This is a genomic window from Streptomyces sp. NPDC045431, assembly GCF_040646655.1.
Taxonomy (GTDB): Bacteria; Actinomycetota; Actinomycetes; order Streptomycetales; family Streptomycetaceae; genus Streptomyces.
Window position 1 is genome coordinate 526,658 of record NZ_JBEZAQ010000004.1, and the last position, 15,641, is coordinate 542,298.

Consider the following 15,641-nt stretch of genomic DNA (forward strand, 5'->3'; position numbering starts at 1 on the left):
CCCCTGGCCGTCGACGCCTCCCGCCACCCGCCCGCCGCCACGCCCCACGTCGCGCGCCAGGCCGAGCCCACGGCGACGGGCCCCGTCCCGCCGCGGATGCGGCGGGACGGGGCCCTTCGTGTGCGTACGGCGCCGGGGTGCGGCGCTGCGCCGTGGCGCTACACCGTCTTCTTCGGCGTCGCCTCCGCCTCCAGGGCGGCCAGCGCCGGGTCGAGGACGATGTCCTCGCCGCGCGCCTCGGTCGTCGGCTCCTCCGGGAAGTGGCACGCCGTCAGGTGACCGTCGCGGTTGCCCTCCACCTGGACGAGCGGCGGCTCCTCGCTCGCGCAGATGTCCTGCGCCTTCCAGCACCGCGTACGGAAGCGGCAGCCGGACGGCGGCATGATCGGGGAGGGCACGTCGCCGTAGAGGCGGATGCGCTCCCGGCGCTCGGTGTCGAGGTCCGCCTCCGGCACCGCCGACAGCAGCGCGTGCGTGTACGGGTGGCGCGGGCGGTTGTAGAGCGAGTCGCGGTCGGCGACCTCCACCACCTTGCCCAGGTACATCACGGCCACGCGCTCGGAGAAGTGGCGTACGACGGCGAGGTCGTGCGCGATGAACACGAACGCGATGCCCATGTCCCGCTGCAGGTCCTGGAGCAGGTTGACGACCTGCGCCTGGATGGAGACGTCCAGCGCGGAGACCGGCTCGTCCGCGACGATCAGCTTCGGCTCCAGGGCGAGCGCCCGGGCCACGCCGATGCGCTGCCGCTGGCCGCCGGAGAACTCGTGCGGGAAGCGGTTGTAGTGCTCGGGGTTGAGCCCGACGATCTCCAGCAGCTCCCGGACGCGCTTCTCACGGCCGCCGGGCGGGTTGATGCCGTTGATCTCCATCGGCCCGGAGATGATCGTGCCGACGGTCTGCCGCGGGTTCAGCGACGCGTACGGGTCCTGGAAGATCATCTGGATCTCGGACCGGATCGGCGCCAGCTGCTTGCGCTTGGCGTGCGTGATGTCCTGGCCGCGGTAGGTGATGGTGCCGCCGGTCGGCTCCAGCAGGCGCGTCAGGAGCCTGCCGGTGGTCGACTTGCCGCAGCCCGACTCGCCCACCAGGCCCAGGCTCTCGCCGGGGTAGACGGTCAGGTCCACGCCGTCGACGGCCTGGACCGCGCCCACCTTCCGCTTGATGGGGAAGCCCCCCATGATCGGAAAGTGCTTGGTCAGTCCTTCGGTCACCAGCAGCGGCTCGGCCGAGGACCGGTCGCGCTGCTGCGGCACCGCTTCGCCGGCGGCCTTGGTGGTGTTGTTCTCGCTCATGGTCTTTAGCCCCAGTCGCCGGTCGTCAGCCCAGCCGGGGCTGAATCGTCTCGATGAAAACCTGCTGCTTCCGCTCGGGCGCGATGTGGCACGCCGAGCCCCGTCCCGCGGGCAGCAGCGGGCGTTCGGTCACGCAGCGGTCGCCCTCGACCAGGTCCCGGAACTCGCACCGCGGGTTGAACGGGCAGCCGGGCGGCGGGTTCAACAGGCTCGGCGGAGAGCCGGGGATCGGGCGCAGCGGCTCGTTGACGTCTCCGGACAGGCGGGGCATGGAGCTGAGCAGACCCCAGGTGTACGGGTGCTGGGGCGCCTTGAGCACCTCGCGCACGGAACCGCGCTCCACGGCCCGGCCGGCGTACATCACCAGCAGGTCGTCGGCCATGTTGGCGACGACGCCGAGGTCGTGGGTGATCAGGATGATCGCGGAGCCGAACTCCTGCTGGAGGTCCTTGAGCAGGTCGAGGATCTGCGCCTGCACGGTCACGTCGAGCGCCGTGGTGGGCTCGTCGGCGATGAGCAGCGCGGGGTTGCAGACCAGCGACATGGCGATCATGGCGCGCTGGCGCATACCGCCGGAGAACTGATGCGGGTAGTCGTCGACGCGCGTCTCGGGCGACGGGATGCCGACCTTGCCGAGCATCTCGATGGCCCGGTCGCGGGCCTCCTTCTTGCTGGCCCCGGTGTGCTTGCGGAACGGCTCCGAGATCTGGCGGCCGATCGTGTAGTACGGCGACAGGGCGGTCAGCGCGTCCTGGAAGATCATCGCCATCTTGTTGCCGCGCAGCGTTTCCAGCCGCTTGGTCGGGGCGTCGGTGATCTCTTCGCCGTCCAGCTCGATGGAGCCGGTGATCGTGGTGGAGCGCGGGTTGTGCAGGCCCAGGATGGACAGGTTGGTCACCGACTTGCCGGAGCCCGACTCGCCGACGATGCCCAGGGTCTTGCCGCGCTGGAGGTCGAAGGAGAGCCCGTCCACGGCCTTGACGATGCCGTCCTCGGTGGAGAACTGGACACGCAGGTCGCGCACCGACAGGAACGCGTCCGACTCGGTCGGGGCCGGGGCGTCCTCGGTCTTGGTGAGTGTGGTCACGGTCGTTCTCCTAGGACAGACGCACGCGCGGGTCGATGACGGCGTACAAGGCGTCCACGATGATGTTGAACAGAAGGATGAGGGCGGCGCTGAAGACCATCACGCCCATGGTCAGCGGCAGGTCCTTGTTGAGGACGGACTGGCTGGCCAGTCGGCCGATGCCCGCCAGGTCGAAGGTGATCTCCGTGACCATGGCGCCGCCGAACAGCGCGCCCAGGTCCATGCCGAGGATGGTGACGATCGGGATGAGCGAGCCGCGCCACGCGTAGCGGAAGAAGACGTAGCGGCCCGACATGCCCTTGGCGCGGGCGGCGCGGACGTGCTCCTCCTGGAGCTGCTCGATCATCGTGGAGCGGGCCATACGCGTGTAGTTGGCCGTGAAGATCACCGACATCACGAGCCAGGGGATCAGCATGCCCATGAACCAGCCGGCCGGGTTCTCGCTGAACGGCACGTACTTCGGCCGGTCGAGCCAGCCGGTGCTGTAGACGAAGATGCCGAGGACGACCGGGCCGAGGAAGTAGATCTGCAGCGAGGACAGCACGAGCGAGCCGCCGCTGAAGATCTTGTCGACCGCGGTGCCCCTGCGCCAGGCGGCGATCATGCCGGCGGCGAGGCCGACGAACAGGAAGACCACGAGGCCGCCGAGCGAGAGCGAGACGGTCAGCGGGAGCCGGTCGATGAGGGTGTCCCACACCATCTGCTGGTTGTTGAAGGAGACACCGAAACACGGGGCCGCACAGTGGCCGACCGAGAAGTCACGTCCGGCGAACACGCCGACCACGTAGTTCCAGAACTGCACCGGCACCGGCTGGTCCAGGCCCAGGTTCTTGTGGATGACTGCCAGCGCGTCCGGCGTGCAGTTCTTGCCGCATGCCAGCAGAGCGGGGTCCTGCGGGATGGCGAAGAACATGAAGAACGTGAAGGCGCTGATCAAGAAGAGGATCAGGACTGCGCCGAGCGTCCGGCGCAGAAGGAATCGAAGCATGGCTGGTCGCTGCTCTCAGGACGGCGGCTGTGAGGGGTCGTGCGGGGACCGGCGTTCCGGGGGTGCGCGCTCCGCCGGGCGCACACCCCCGAAAGCCGGCCTGCCTGAGCTGTCGTTACTTCTTCAGGTACAGGCGCGTGATGTCGATGACGCTCATCTCGTGCGAGTAGCGCGCACCGCCCACGTTGGAGCCCTGAATCTGCAGCGACTTGGTGAAGTACAGCGGAGCCGCGGGGTTGATGCGCTCCACGATGTCGTGGTGCAGCGCGGTCCACGCCTTCTGGGCCTCGGCCGGGTCCGTGATCTTCTTGATGCGGGCGATCTCGGCGTTCACCTTCGGGTCGTTGATGTGGGAGTACACCGACGAACCGTCCTGCAGCTGCGTACCGTCGAACAGCGGCGGGATGACCGTGGACATGGACGGCCAGTCCTGGCCCCAGCCGGTCATGTAGAGGTCGAGACCGTTGTTGACCTTGCCGACCTGCTCGTACCAGGTGGCGCCGTCGATCTCCTTCTTCTGGACGTCGAGACCGATCTTGGTGAGCGCGTTCTCGATGACCACGGCCTGCTGCTGACGCTTCGGCGTGTTGGCGTAGGCGTAGACGACCTTCTTGCCCTCGGCGCCCGCCTCCTTGATCAGCTTCTTGGCCTTCTCGATGTCACCGAGCGGCTTCTTCAGCTTGCCGAACGGGTCGTAGTCCTTCTCGAAGCCCGGAACGGTGGGGGCGATCAGGCCGGTGGCGATCTCGCCGCCGTACGCGCCGCCGTCAGGCTGGAAGACGTTCGCGTTCGGCATCGCCAGCGCGATGGCGTCGCGGACCTTCTTGTCCTTCATCCGGTCGAGGTTGAAGTTCAGCTGCCAGACGTAGGGCTGGTAGCCCGCGATCGTGCGCTTCTTCGCCTCGGGGTTGGAGATGACGTTGCGGACCTGGGTCGTGGCGACCGTGCCGGTCAGCTGGATGGCGTTCTGGGCCTCACCGCGGTCGGCCAGGATCGCCTTCGTCTGGGACTCGTCGTCCATGTTGAACGTGATGTTGAAGCCGTCGACGTACTGGTGACGGACCGAGTCGGTCTTCGGGTCCCAGTGCGGGTTCTTGACGAGCTTCATCGACTTGCCCGGCTTGAACTCGGCGATCTTGTAGGGGCCGAGGGAGCTGGGGGCGGTGTCGTACTTCTCCTTGGTGTCGGCCTTCTGCGGCACGATGGAGTAGCCGACCATGGCCAGCGCCTGCGGGAGGTCCGCCTGCGGCTCCTTGAACTTGAAGACGACCGTCTTCGGGTCCGGCGTCGCGAGGACCGTGTCCGGCAGGTGCTTGCCCTTGTACGGGCCGTCGGGCAGGGCCTTGCGGTACGTGGTGCCCTCACCGGACAGCCAGTTCTGCAGGTAGACCGGGCCGTCGGTGACGAACGGCGCGTACAGGCGCTCGATGGTGTGGCGGACGTCGGCCGAGGTGATCTCGGTGCCGTTCTGGTCCTTCACACCGCTCTTGAGCGTGTAGGTCCAGGTCTTGCCGCCATCGGTGGTCTTGCCGGAGTCGGTGGCGATGTCACCGACGACGGTGAGCTTGCCGTTGTCGTCCTCCTGATACTGCGTCAGACCGCGGTGGAGGAGGCGGCCGAGGGCACGGCCGTCGCTCACGTAGGTCTGCGCCGGGTCCAGGTGGGAGAAGTCGTCCGTCTGGTAGACGTTGATCGTGCCGCCGGGCTTGGCGCCCGGGACCTCCGCCGCCGGGCCGGTCGACGCCTTGGCGTCACCGAAGGAGACGGCCGCGGCCTGCTTGGCCGCGTCCTCCTTGCTGTGTCCCTTGGGCTCGGAACCGCCCTTGCCGCCGCCGTTGTTGCTGCTGCAACCCGTCAGCGCCAGCGAGCCGGCCGCCAGGACGACCACGGCAGCACGTGCCGCGCGCGTGCCAAAGATGCTCATGGTGATGAGTACCTATCTGTCAGTAGTGATCCAACTGTGCTGTCGGGGTACGCCGCGGGGCGCGGCGAGGTGACAGCTATCCCGCTGGTATGACGTCAGCGACCGGACTTCGGGTCGAACGCGTCGCGTACCGAGTCACCGAGCAGATTGAAGGCCACGACGAAGACGACCATGGCGACCCCGGGGAAGAACATGTACGCGGGGTCCTGCTCGTAGATTTCCGCGCCGATGGCGAACATCCGCCCCCAGTCCGGCGTGGGCTCTACGAAGCCGACGCCTACGAAGGAGAGGAAGGCCACCGACAGGATCGTGGAGGGAAGCATGAGCGTCGCCTGCACGAGAATCGGTGTGACCAGGTTGGGCAGCAGCTCCTTGCGGATGATCCGCCAGGGAGAAGCGCCCGCGATCTTCGCGGCCTCGACGAACTCCCGCTCGCGCAGGGAGAGGGTCGCGGCCCTGATCAGCCGGGACAGGCCCATCCAGCCCAGGAAGGAGAGGACCACGATGATGGCGACTGCGCGCAGCGCCGTGGGCGTCTCCTCTTCGGGGCTGACGAACGCCGCCACGACGACGGGCATCGACGCGATGAAGAACAGCTGGCTGGGGAAACCGAGCAGGAAGTCGGTGACCCGTCCAAGCCAGAAGTCGACCTTCCCGCCGTAGTACCCGCCTACCAGACCCATCACCACGCCGACGAGGACCATGACGATCGTCGCGGCCAGAGCCGTGTAGATGGACGTACGCATGCCGTAGAGCAGCTGCGTGAACACATCACGGCCCAGGATGGGCTCGATACCGAACCAGTACTCGCCGGACATTCCGCCGAAGGTACCGGTCGGGATGGAGAACTCGTCGAGGAGCCCGATGTTCTCCTGCCCGTAGAGGGTGTACGGGTTCTTGCCGTACACCTTCGCGATCAGCGGGGCGAGGAGAGCGATGGCGAAGAAGAAGAAGATGATCACAGCGGAGACGACTCCGGTGCGGTCACGCTTGAATCGACGCCACATCAGCTGCCCGGGAGAGAGCCCGGCGGGATTCTTGGCCGACGACGCCTCGTCCTTCGACGGGGCAACCACTTCCAAGACGGCGGACGCTTCAACGCCCTCGGTCTGCGCTGGACTTGTCACGGTCGTTCCGCCCCCGTGGGGATCACTACCGCAGACACGACCCGATCGGTGCTTATGGCACCACGCATGGGGTCCTCCTCATGAGTTCACTTGTTACCGCAACAGGGATACGCGGCATCCCGCCGACACCCCTGACGGCGAGATCCCCAAGTACCCCGGTGTGCTCGTGAGTCGGCGCACTCCCCACAGTGCGTGACCCATTGACCCGAGCTCAATGGAGCCAACTATTAAGTACAGCCGGGCCGTAAACCACACTTAAAGGGTCTCGTTTTGACAACATCGCCAAGACCCCGAAGCCCGAAATCCGGACAAAGTGAGTCCAGACAGACACCCGCGAAACGGACCGTTAGACCACGTTCCGGAGAGCGACGGTCGATATGCGGACGCTTCGGCAGGGAAAAGGCATTGACGCGGGCCGTCCGCAGCTCTAGGACTCGTCCGGAGGGCTTCTCTCCGGCCCGTTCCCGCCCTCCGGCCCATCTTCCCGGCCCGGGAACGCCGAACGGCCGCCGGGGTCGGAACCCCAACGGCCGTTCGGTACAAGGACGTACGGCTCAGCCGTACCGCGGCACGGTCAGCCGTGCTTGGCGCGCGAGGCGGCGCGGGCGCGCTCGCGCTGGTCCAGGTTGACCTTGCGGATGCGCACGGCCTCCGGGGTCACCTCGACGCACTCGTCGTCGCGGCAGAACTCCAGCGACTGCTCCAGCGAGAGCTTGCGCGGCGGGACGATCGCCTCGAAGGAATCGGCCGAGGACGACCGCATGTTGGTGAGCTTCTTCTCCTTGGTGATGTTGACGTCCATGTCGTCGGAGCGGGAGTTCTCGCCGACGATCATGCCCTCGTACACCTCGGTGCCCGGCTCCACGAAGAGGACGCCGCGCTCCTGGAGGTTGGTCATCGCGAAGGCGGTGACCGCGCCGGAGCGGTCGGCGACCAGCGAACCGTTGTTACGGGTCTGCAGGGTGCCGAACCACGGCTCGTGGCCCTCGTGGATGGAGTGGGCGATGCCCGTGCCGCGCGTCTGGGTCAGGAACTCGGTACGGAAGCCGATGAGGCCGCGGGACGGCACGACGAACTCCATGCGCACCCAGCCGGAGCCGTGGTTGGACATGTTGTCCATGCGGCCCTTGCGGACACCCATGAGCTGCGTGACGGCGCCCATGTGCTCCTCGGGCACGTCGATGGTCATGCGCTCGACGGGCTCGTGGACCTTGCCGTCGATCTCCTTGGTGACCACCTGCGGCTTGCCGATGGTCAGCTCGAAGCCCTCACGGCGCATCTGCTCGACCAGGATGGCCAGCGCCAGCTCGCCGCGGCCCTGCACCTCCCAGGCGTCGGGGCGCTCGGTGTCCAGGACGCGCAGCGAGACGTTACCGATGAGCTCGCGGTCCAGGCGGTCCTTCACCTGGCGGGCGGTGACCTTGCGGTCCTTGACGGCGGCCTTGTTGTCGGCGCCCTTGCCGGTGGCACCACGGCCGACGAGCGGCGAGGTGTTCGTACCGATGACCATCGAGATCGCCGGCTCGTCGACCGTGATCAGCGGCAGCGCGATCGGGTTCTCCGGGTCGGCCAGCGTCTCGCCGATCATGATGTCGGGAATGCCGGCGACGGCGCAGATGTCACCGGGGCCCGCCACCTCGGCCGGCTTGCGGGTGAGCGCCTCGGTCATCATCAGCTCGGTGATGCGGACGTTCGAGATCGAGCCGTCGCGCTTGATCCACGCGACCGTCTGGCCCTTGCGCAGCTCGCCCTGCTCGACGCGGAGCAGCGCGATGCGGCCGAGGAAGTTGTCGGCGTCGAGGTTGGTGACGTGGGCCTGGAGGGGGGCCTCCTCGTCGTACACCGGGGCCGGGATGTGCTCCAGGATGGTGGAGAAGAACGGCTCCAGGTTGGTGGAGTCGGCCGGGACCGTGCCGTCCTCCGGCTTGGTCAGCGAGGCGATGCCGTCGCGGCCGCAGGCGTAGACGATCGGGAACTCGATCTGCTCCTCGTCCGCGTCCAGGTCCAGGAACAGGTCGTACGTCTCGTTGACGACCTCGTCGATGCGGGAGTCCGGGCGGTCCGTCTTGTTGATGCAGAGGATGACCGGCATCCGGCGCTGGAGGGCCTTGCGGAGCACGAAGCGGGTCTGCGGCAGCGGGCCCTCGGAGGCGTCCACCAGCAGCACGACGCCGTCCACCATCGACAGACCGCGCTCGACCTCGCCGCCGAAGTCGGCGTGGCCGGGGGTGTCGATGATGTTGATGGTGATGGGCGCCCCGCCGTCCTTGGGGTGGTACTTCACCGCCGTGTTCTTGGCGAGGATCGTGATGCCCTTCTCACGCTCCAGGTCATTCGAGTCCATCATGCGGTCGTCGACCGAGTCGAGCTGGTGCGCGGCGAAGGCACCGGCCTGCTTGAGCATGGCGTCGACGATGGTCGTCTTGCCGTGGTCGACGTGGGCGACGATGGCGACGTTACGGATGTCGTGGCGCGTGGGCATAAGTGGCTGGCGCTTCTCTCAAAATCGTGGGTGCGGCGTCTCTTGGTCCTCGTACGCCCGCCGGGCGGTCGCGCCACGGCTGTGTTCCATGGTACGGGGCATGCGCGGAAGCGGCTTCCCGGCCCATTCGGGAAGCGCGGACGTCTGTCTGCTGGAGCTGGTGTGCGGTACTGGGGGTGCTGGTGAGGAGGGCCTGCGGGGGCCGGACGTGAGCTTGCCCACCGGGGTGTCCGGTGGGCAAGCGACTTGAGCGGATTCTGAGCTTGACCTGCTCTTTACACAGTCGGTGTACGCGGCGTCGTCACTTCCGCCGGAAGCCGATGTCCTCGTAGCGGGGCGTCGCGAAGCCGAAGGCCCCGGCGTTGACCACGTGCGGCCGGGCCGCGACCAGCTGGGGCCGCTGGTAGAGCGGGATGGAGCCGGCGGCGGCCCAGAGCCGGGCGTCGGCCTGCTTCACCAGCTCCCGCGCCGCCTTCTCGTCGAGCTCGGCGGCCGCCTGGTCGAAGAGCTGGTCGATGTGGTCCGTACCGACCCGGGTGTAGTTCTGCTCCACGAGCAGGGACCCGTCCGTGGCCGGCTGCGGCTTGGCGAAGATCGGCCGCCCGTCGGTCGCCGGGTAGGCGGTGGCGGGCCAGGAGTAGAGGGCGAGGTCGTAGTCGCCGGCGGCGATGTGGTCCTTGAAGTAGCTCTCGTCGGAGACCTTGACGATCCGGGTGCGGATCCCGATCCGGTCCAGCATCCCGGTGATCTTGGCGCCGACGGTCCGCAGCGCCTCCGAGCCGGGCCCGGACGGCAGGACGAACCGCAGGCTCAGCTCCTTGCCGTCCTTGCCGAGCGGCCCGCCCGCCGCCTTCGCGGACGGCGAGGCGGGCCCGGGCGCGGCGGTGCCGCGCGGGGCGTACGCGCCGGGGACGCCGCCCTTCGCCTTGTCGGCCTGGTCGGAGGTGTCCGCCTTGCCGGGGTTCTCGGCGTCGTCGGTCCCGCCGACGGCGGCCGCCTGCCGCAGCAACGCGCCCCGGACCGCCTCGACGGGGGCGGGGGCCAGGATGTGGGTGCCGTCGTCGCCGCGGGGCGACTTGTCGTCGCCCACGATGTAGAGGCCGTCGTTCGAGGGCCGGTCCGGGGCGCCCTGGGTGTGCGCGGCCGTGCGGGCTCCCGGCAGGGACGCGGCGCGCGGCGTGCCCGGGGAGGCCTCGGCGCCCGCCTTCGTACCGTCCTTCGGCGCGGCGGGCCTGCGGGCCGCGCCGCCCGGGGTCCAGCCCGCGTCCGCCAGCAGGGCCTGGGCCTCCTCGGTGTCCTGCTCGCCCAGGGCGCCGCTGCTGTCCGCGTACGCCCACTGGCCCGCCAGCGCGAGGTGGCTGCCGACCGGGTGCGCGGGCAGCCCCAGCGGCTTCAGCACGGCCTCGGCGAGCTTCCGCCGGTCCAGCGCCCGGGCCACGGCCCGGCGTACCCGCTCGTCCGCGAGGGGCCCGGACTCGCCGTTCAGCGCGAGCTGGGTGTAGGCGGGCTCCAGCGACTTGCGGACGGTGAAGCCGCGCAGCGCCTCGCGCTCGGCGGCCTGTGCCGCGGCCGCCTGCCGTTCCTTGAGGCGCACGGCCTGGACGCGCGCGGCCGTGACCTCGTCGGAGCCGTACGCCAGCGCCCAGGACTTCAGCGCGGCGGACGGCGAGACGGCGGCGGAGGCGGGGCCCGCGGCGGCCGGCGGGCCCGCGGCGCCGGCGCCGTCCTTGCCCTCCTTGCGCTCCTTCGCCGCGAGCGCGATCCGGTCGGCCGTCGCGCGGTCGATCTCGGCCAGGTCCACCGTCCCGGCGGCGAGCGCGGCGGCGCGCCCGGTGCGCGGGACGGCGCGCAGCACGAGCGTGTCGAGCTTGGCGGGCTTTCCCCACCAGCGCGGGTTGCGTACGAGGGTGACCGTGCCGGCATCGGTGTCGACGGCCTTCAGGCGGAAGGGTCCGGCGGAGGTGGCGAGCCGCGTCCGGGCGCCGTCGTTGAAGGTGTCCGGCTTGCCCGTGACGTCCTTGGGGTAGAGCGGCGTGAACAGGGCGCGCCAGTCGGCGTACGGCTTGTTGAAGGTGACCCGCACCTCCAGGTCGCTCGCGCCGCGCTCGATCTTCTCGATGCGTTCGTACCCGGCGTTGCGGGCGGTCCAGTACGCGGAGTCCTTGCCGCTGAGCGCGCGCCACTGGGCGGCGAAGTCGGGGGCCCCGATCTCACGGCCGTCGCTCCACACCGCCTGCTGGTGGATCTTGTAGAGGACGACCTGCCTGGGCTCGGTCTCGATGATCTCGGCCGATTCGAGGTAGTCGGGGTTGCGCTGCGGGCGGCCGCGGTCGTCGAGGGTGAAGAGGGCGGGCAGCACGGCCCCGGCGATGCGGGCGGTGGTGGCGTCGGCGTCGGCCTGGAAGGCGTTGAGCGTGGCCGGCACGGTGTCGACGGCCCAGCGCAGCGTCCCGCCGTCGGCGATCCGGTCGCGCGCGGCGGGGGCGATGTCCTGGGGGACGGGCCGCGCGGTGCTCTCCTCGTCGCCGGAGGCGCATCCGGTCAGGGTGAGGACGGAGGCGGCGATGACGCCCCCCGTGAGGAGGGCGACGGACCGGAGAGGAGCGCCGAGGTGGGACATGTCTTATACCTCTTCGTCCTGTTTTGTGGAATTTAGAGATGATCAGACCTATTGCCCCTACACTGAAAACCACACGGGCGGGTCCGCGGCGGCGACACGGCGGCACGGCTCGCGAAATGCCACCCGCGCGGCCCAACGGTGCCTCCAGAAGAGTGGAATCCGTGCACGCGGCTTCCCAATGGGTGATGTGACGCGCAACACTCGCAGGCGCGTGTTTGCCACCCCTTTGCCACCCCCGCGAGAGCGAAGTGAGGGTAACCCATGGCACTTCAGGACGATTTGACCGAGGTCAAGCGGAATCTCGAAGAGCTCGCCCGTTCGATCATCCGGCTGGAGCAGACCCTCACGCAGCAGCGCGAGGGGACGCCGGCGGCCGTCGGCCGGCCGGAGGGCCTGGTGACCATCTCGGACGACCCGTACGACTCGTCCCTCTGGATCGACACGGACGACGAGGGTCTGGGCGCCCGGGGCCGGCGCGCCCCCTGACGGGACCGGGGGTCGGCACGCTCGCCCACACCCACCCACAGGCCCCTAGGAGACCCCGTTGGCCACAGGGACCCAACAACCACACACCGAACCGGCGGACCCCTCGCGCACCGGCGTGCACAGCGCCACCCGTGCCGCCATCGCGCCCCGCCATCTGCGTACCGACCGCTGGTGGCTCGCACCGGCCGCCACGGCCGCCGGGCTCCTGGCGTTCATCGTCTACTCCACCTGGCGCGCCTTCGCCAACAGCGATTACTACGCCGCCCCGTACGTCTCGCCGTTCTACTCGCCGTGCCTCGCCGAGAACTGCGCGCCGATGAAGGACGGCCCCAACTGGGAGATCTTCGGCAGCTGGTGGGGCCTCTCCCCCGCCCTGCTGATCCTGATCTTCCCGTTGGGCTTCCGGCTGACCTGCTACTACTACCGCAAGGCGTACTACCGGGGGTTCTGGGCGTCGCCCCCGGCGTGCGCGGTCGCCGAGCCGCACAAGAAGTACACCGGCGAGACCCGCTTCCCGCTGATCCTGCAGAACATCCACCGGTACTTCTTCTACGCCGCGCTGCCGGTCGCCGGGATCCTCACGTACGACACCGTGCTCGCGTTCCGCGACGCGTCGTACGCGTGGGGGCACATGGGCCTGGGGACGCTCGTCTTCCTCGTCAACATCGTGCTGATCTGGGCGTACACCCTCTCCTGCCACTCCTGCCGGCACATCGTCGGCGGCCGGCTGAAGCACTTCTCGAAGCATCCGGTGCGCTACCGGCTGTGGAGCTGGGTCGGCAAGCTGAACGCCCGTCACATGCAGCTGGCCTGGGCGTCGCTGCTGAGCGTCGCGCTCGCCGACTTCTACGTGTACCTGCTCGCCACGGGCGCTTTCGAGGATCCGAGGTTTTTCTGATGACGCAAGCGGAACGGCAGCAGTGGGACGTCGTCGTGGTCGGCGCCGGCGGGGCGGGGCTGCGGGCCGCCATCGAGGCGCGCGAGCGGGGCGCCCGTACGGCCGTGGTCTGCAAGTCGCTGTTCGGCAAGGCCCACACCGTGATGGCGGAGGGCGGCATCGCCGCCTCCATGGGCAACGCCAACGCCGGTGACAACTGGCAGGTGCACTTCCGCGACACCATGCGCGGCGGCAAGTTCCTCAACCAGTGGCGCATGGCCGAGCTGCACGCGCGCGAGGCCCCCGACCGGGTGTGGGAGCTGGAGACCTGGGGCGCGCTCTTCGACCGCACCAAGGACGGCCGGATCTCGCAGCGCAACTTCGGCGGTCACGAGTACCCGCGCCTCGCGCACGTCGGCGACCGGACCGGCCTGGAGCTCATCCGTACGCTCCAGCAGAAGATCGTCTCCCTCCAGCAGGAGGACAAGGAGCGCTTCGGGGACTACGAGGCCCGGCTGAAGGTCTTCCAGGAGTGCACGGTCACCCGCGTCCTCAAGGAGGACGGCAGGGTCTCCGGGGCCTTCTGCTACGAGCGCGAGTCCGGCCGCTTCTTCGTCCTGGAGGCCCCGTCGGTGGTCCTCGCGACCGGCGGGATCGGCAAGTCCTTCAAGGTCACCTCGAACTCCTGGGAGTACACCGGCGACGGCCACGCGCTGGCGCTGCTCGCGGGCGCGCCGCTGGTGAACATGGAGTTCGTCCAGTTCCACCCCACCGGCATGGTCTGGCCGCCCTCCGTGAAGGGCATCCTCGTCACCGAGTCCGTCCGCGGCGACGGCGGCGTGCTGCGCAACAGCGACGGCAAGCGGTTCATGTTCGACTACGTCCCGGACGTCTTCAAGGAGAAGTACGCCGAGTCGGAGGAGGAGGGCGACCGCTGGTACGAGGACCCGGACAACAACCGGCGCCCGCCCGAGCTGCTCCCCCGTGACGAGGTCGCCCGCGCGATCAACGCCGAGGTGAAGGCGGGGCGCGGCTCCCCGCACGGCGGGGTGTTCCTCGACGTGTCGACGCGCATGCCGGCCGAGACCATCAAGCGGCGGCTGCCGTCGATGTACCACCAGTTCAAGGAGCTGGCGGACGTCGACATCACCGCCGAGCCGATGGAGGTCGGCCCGACCTGCCACTACGTGATGGGCGGCGTGGCCGTCGACTCGGACACGGCCGCGGCGGTCGGCGTCCCCGGCCTGTTCGCCGCCGGCGAGGTCGCGGGCGGCATGCACGGCTCCAACCGGCTCGGCGGGAACTCCCTCTCCGACCTGCTGGTCTTCGGCCGCCGGGCCGGGCTGTACGCGGCGGAGTACGCCGCCGGCCTCGGCGAGCGCCCGCGGGTGGACGGCGCGCAGGTGGACGCGGCGGCGGCCGAGGCGCTGCGGCCGTTCGGCACCGAGTCCGGTGCCGGGGGCCTGGAGCCCGGCGAGGTGCCGGAGAACCCGTACACGCTCCACCAGGAGCTCCAGCAGACGATGAACGACCTCGTCGGCATCATCCGCCGCGAGGAGGAGATGGCGCAGGCCCTGCGCACCCTCGCCGAGCTGCACCGGCGGGCCCGGCGGGCGGTCGTCGAGGGCCACCGGCAGTTCAACCCCGGCTGGCACCTGGCCCTGGACCTGCGCAACATGCTGCTGGTCAGCGAGTGCGTGGCGCGCGCGGCGCTGGAGCGCCGGGAGAGCCGCGGCGGCCACACCCGGGAGGACTGCCCGGGCATGGACCGCGAGTGGCGGCGGATCAACCTGCTGTGCAAGCTCGCGGCGCCGGACTCCGCGCGCGGGCGGATCACCCTCGAACGCACGACGACCGAGCCCATCCGTACCGACCTGCTCGCCCTCTTCGACAAGGAGGAGCTGGTCAAGTACCTCGCCGAAGAGGAGCTCTACGAGTGACCACGTACGACGCGAGCTTCCGGGTGTGGCGGGGCGACACGGCCGGCGGCGGTCTGAAGGACTTCACCGTCGAGGTCAACGACGGCGAGGTCGTGCTCGACATCATCCACCGGCTCCAGGCCACCCAGGCCCCGGACCTGGCGGTGCGGTGGAACTGCAAGGCGGGCAAGTGCGGCTCGTGCAGCGCGGAGATCAACGGACGTCCGCGGCTGATGTGCATGACGCGCATGTCGACCTTCTCGCGGGACGAGACGATCACGGTGACGCCGCTGCGGGCCTTCCCCGTGGTGCGGGACCTGGTGACGGACGTGTCCTTCAACTACGAGAAGGCGCGCGAGGTGCCGTCGTTCGTGCCGCCGCAGGGGCTGGCGCCGGGCGAGTACCGGATGCAGCAGGTGGACGTGGACCGTCCGCAGGAGTTCCGCAAGTGCATCGAGTGCTTCCTGTGCCAGGACACCTGCCATGTGGTGCGCGACCACGAGGAGAACAAGACGGCCTTCGCCGGGCCGCGCTTCCTGATGCGGATCGCGGAGCTCGACATGCACCCGCTGGACGCGGCGGCCGACAGCGGGCTGGACCGCAAGGCGACGGCGCAGGACGAGCACGGACTGGGCTACTGCAACATCACCAAGTGCTGCACCGAGGTCTGCCCCGAGGGCATCAAGATCACGGACAACGCCCTGATCCCGCTGAAGGAGCGGGCCGTGGACCGCAAGTACGACCCGCTGGTGTGGCTCGGCAACAAGATCGGCCGGCGTCCGGTCGCGAAGCCCCAGAAGGGGACATAGCCTCACAGGTGTGACGCTGGGTACCGG

11 protein-coding genes are annotated in these 15,641 nt (G+C 69.4%); 4 read left to right on the forward strand and 7 right to left on the reverse strand.

Going from position 1 to position 15,641, the window contains the following annotated elements; genetic code table 11:
* Positions 1-158 precede the first annotated feature (158 nt).
* From AB0A69_RS13500 to AB0A69_RS13530, 7 genes are all read right to left on the reverse strand, one after another.
* Positions 159-1,295 (reverse strand): dipeptide ABC transporter ATP-binding protein, encoded by a 1,137-nt coding sequence (locus AB0A69_RS13500; protein ID WP_361419676.1) that lies wholly within the window; start codon positions 1,293-1,295, stop codon positions 159-161.
* A gap of 25 nt (positions 1,296-1,320) precedes the next feature.
* Positions 1,321-2,382: an ABC transporter ATP-binding protein gene (locus AB0A69_RS13505; protein ID WP_361419679.1), complete on the reverse strand. Its 1,062-nt coding sequence runs from the start codon at positions 2,380-2,382 to the stop codon at positions 1,321-1,323.
* Positions 2,383-2,392: 10 nt separating this feature from the next.
* Positions 2,393-3,370 carry an ABC transporter permease gene (locus AB0A69_RS13510; RefSeq protein WP_361419682.1) on the reverse strand — a complete coding sequence of 326 codons (978 nt, stop codon included), beginning with the start codon at positions 3,368-3,370 and terminating at the stop codon, positions 2,393-2,395.
* A gap of 115 nt (positions 3,371-3,485) precedes the next feature.
* Positions 3,486-5,294, reverse strand: coding sequence for an ABC transporter substrate-binding protein (locus tag AB0A69_RS13515; RefSeq protein ID WP_361419685.1), 1,809 nt, complete (start codon positions 5,292-5,294; stop codon positions 3,486-3,488).
* Positions 5,295-5,389: 95 nt separating this feature from the next.
* On the reverse strand, positions 5,390-6,421 hold the full coding sequence (locus AB0A69_RS13520) for an ABC transporter permease (RefSeq protein ID WP_361419688.1): 1,032 nt from the start codon (positions 6,419-6,421) through the stop codon (positions 5,390-5,392).
* 574 nt (positions 6,422-6,995) lie between these two features.
* On the reverse strand, positions 6,996-8,903 hold the full coding sequence (typA, locus tag AB0A69_RS13525) for a translational GTPase TypA (protein WP_356643115.1): 1,908 nt from the start codon (positions 8,901-8,903) through the stop codon (positions 6,996-6,998).
* 301 nt (positions 8,904-9,204) lie between these two features.
* Positions 9,205-11,523 carry an ABC transporter family substrate-binding protein gene (locus tag AB0A69_RS13530; protein ID WP_361419691.1) on the reverse strand — a complete coding sequence of 773 codons (2,319 nt, stop codon included), beginning with the start codon at positions 11,521-11,523 and terminating at the stop codon, positions 9,205-9,207.
* Positions 11,524-11,784: 261 nt separating this feature from the next.
* On the opposite strand from AB0A69_RS13530, the gene AB0A69_RS13535 reads away from it, so the two are divergent.
* Genes AB0A69_RS13535 through AB0A69_RS13550 form a run of 4 tightly spaced genes read left to right on the forward strand, consistent with a single transcriptional unit; the run spans position 11,785 to position 15,614 of the window.
* Positions 11,785-12,009, forward strand: a complete 225-nt coding sequence (locus tag AB0A69_RS13535; RefSeq protein WP_361419694.1) for a hypothetical protein — start codon at positions 11,785-11,787, stop codon at positions 12,007-12,009.
* A 58-nt stretch (positions 12,010-12,067) separates the two neighbouring features.
* Positions 12,068-12,907, forward strand: a complete 840-nt coding sequence (locus tag AB0A69_RS13540; protein WP_361419697.1) for a hypothetical protein — start codon at positions 12,068-12,070, stop codon at positions 12,905-12,907.
* Positions 12,907-14,826, forward strand: coding sequence for a fumarate reductase/succinate dehydrogenase flavoprotein subunit (locus tag AB0A69_RS13545; RefSeq protein WP_361419700.1), 1,920 nt, complete (start codon positions 12,907-12,909; stop codon positions 14,824-14,826). The genes AB0A69_RS13540 and AB0A69_RS13545 overlap by 1 nt, the downstream gene beginning before the upstream one ends.
* Positions 14,823-15,614 (forward strand): succinate dehydrogenase/fumarate reductase iron-sulfur subunit, encoded by a 792-nt coding sequence (locus tag AB0A69_RS13550; protein WP_361419703.1) that lies wholly within the window; start codon positions 14,823-14,825, stop codon positions 15,612-15,614. Before AB0A69_RS13545 ends, AB0A69_RS13550 begins: the two co-directional genes overlap by 4 nt.
* Positions 15,615-15,641 lie beyond the last annotated feature (27 nt).

Excerpts from the sequence above, each read along its gene's own strand:
- AB0A69_RS13530 (WP_361419691.1), bottom strand. The coding sequence starts at position 11,523 with ATGTCCCACCTCGGCGCTCCTCTCCGGTCCGTCGCCCTCCTCACGGGG.
- AB0A69_RS13535 (WP_361419694.1), top strand. The coding sequence starts at position 11,785 with ATGGCACTTCAGGACGATTTGACCGAGGTCAAGCGGAATCTCGAAGAG.
- AB0A69_RS13500 (WP_361419676.1), bottom strand. The coding sequence starts at position 1,295 with ATGAGCGAGAACAACACCACCAAGGCCGCCGGCGAAGCGGTGCCGCAG.
- AB0A69_RS13545 (WP_361419700.1), top strand. The coding sequence starts at position 12,907 with ATGACGCAAGCGGAACGGCAGCAGTGGGACGTCGTCGTGGTCGGCGCC.
- typA (WP_356643115.1), bottom strand. The coding sequence starts at position 8,903 with ATGCCCACGCGCCACGACATCCGTAACGTCGCCATCGTCGCCCACGTC.
- AB0A69_RS13515 (WP_361419685.1), bottom strand. The coding sequence starts at position 5,294 with ATGAGCATCTTTGGCACGCGCGCGGCACGTGCTGCCGTGGTCGTCCTG.
- AB0A69_RS13510 (WP_361419682.1), bottom strand. The coding sequence starts at position 3,370 with ATGCTTCGATTCCTTCTGCGCCGGACGCTCGGCGCAGTCCTGATCCTC.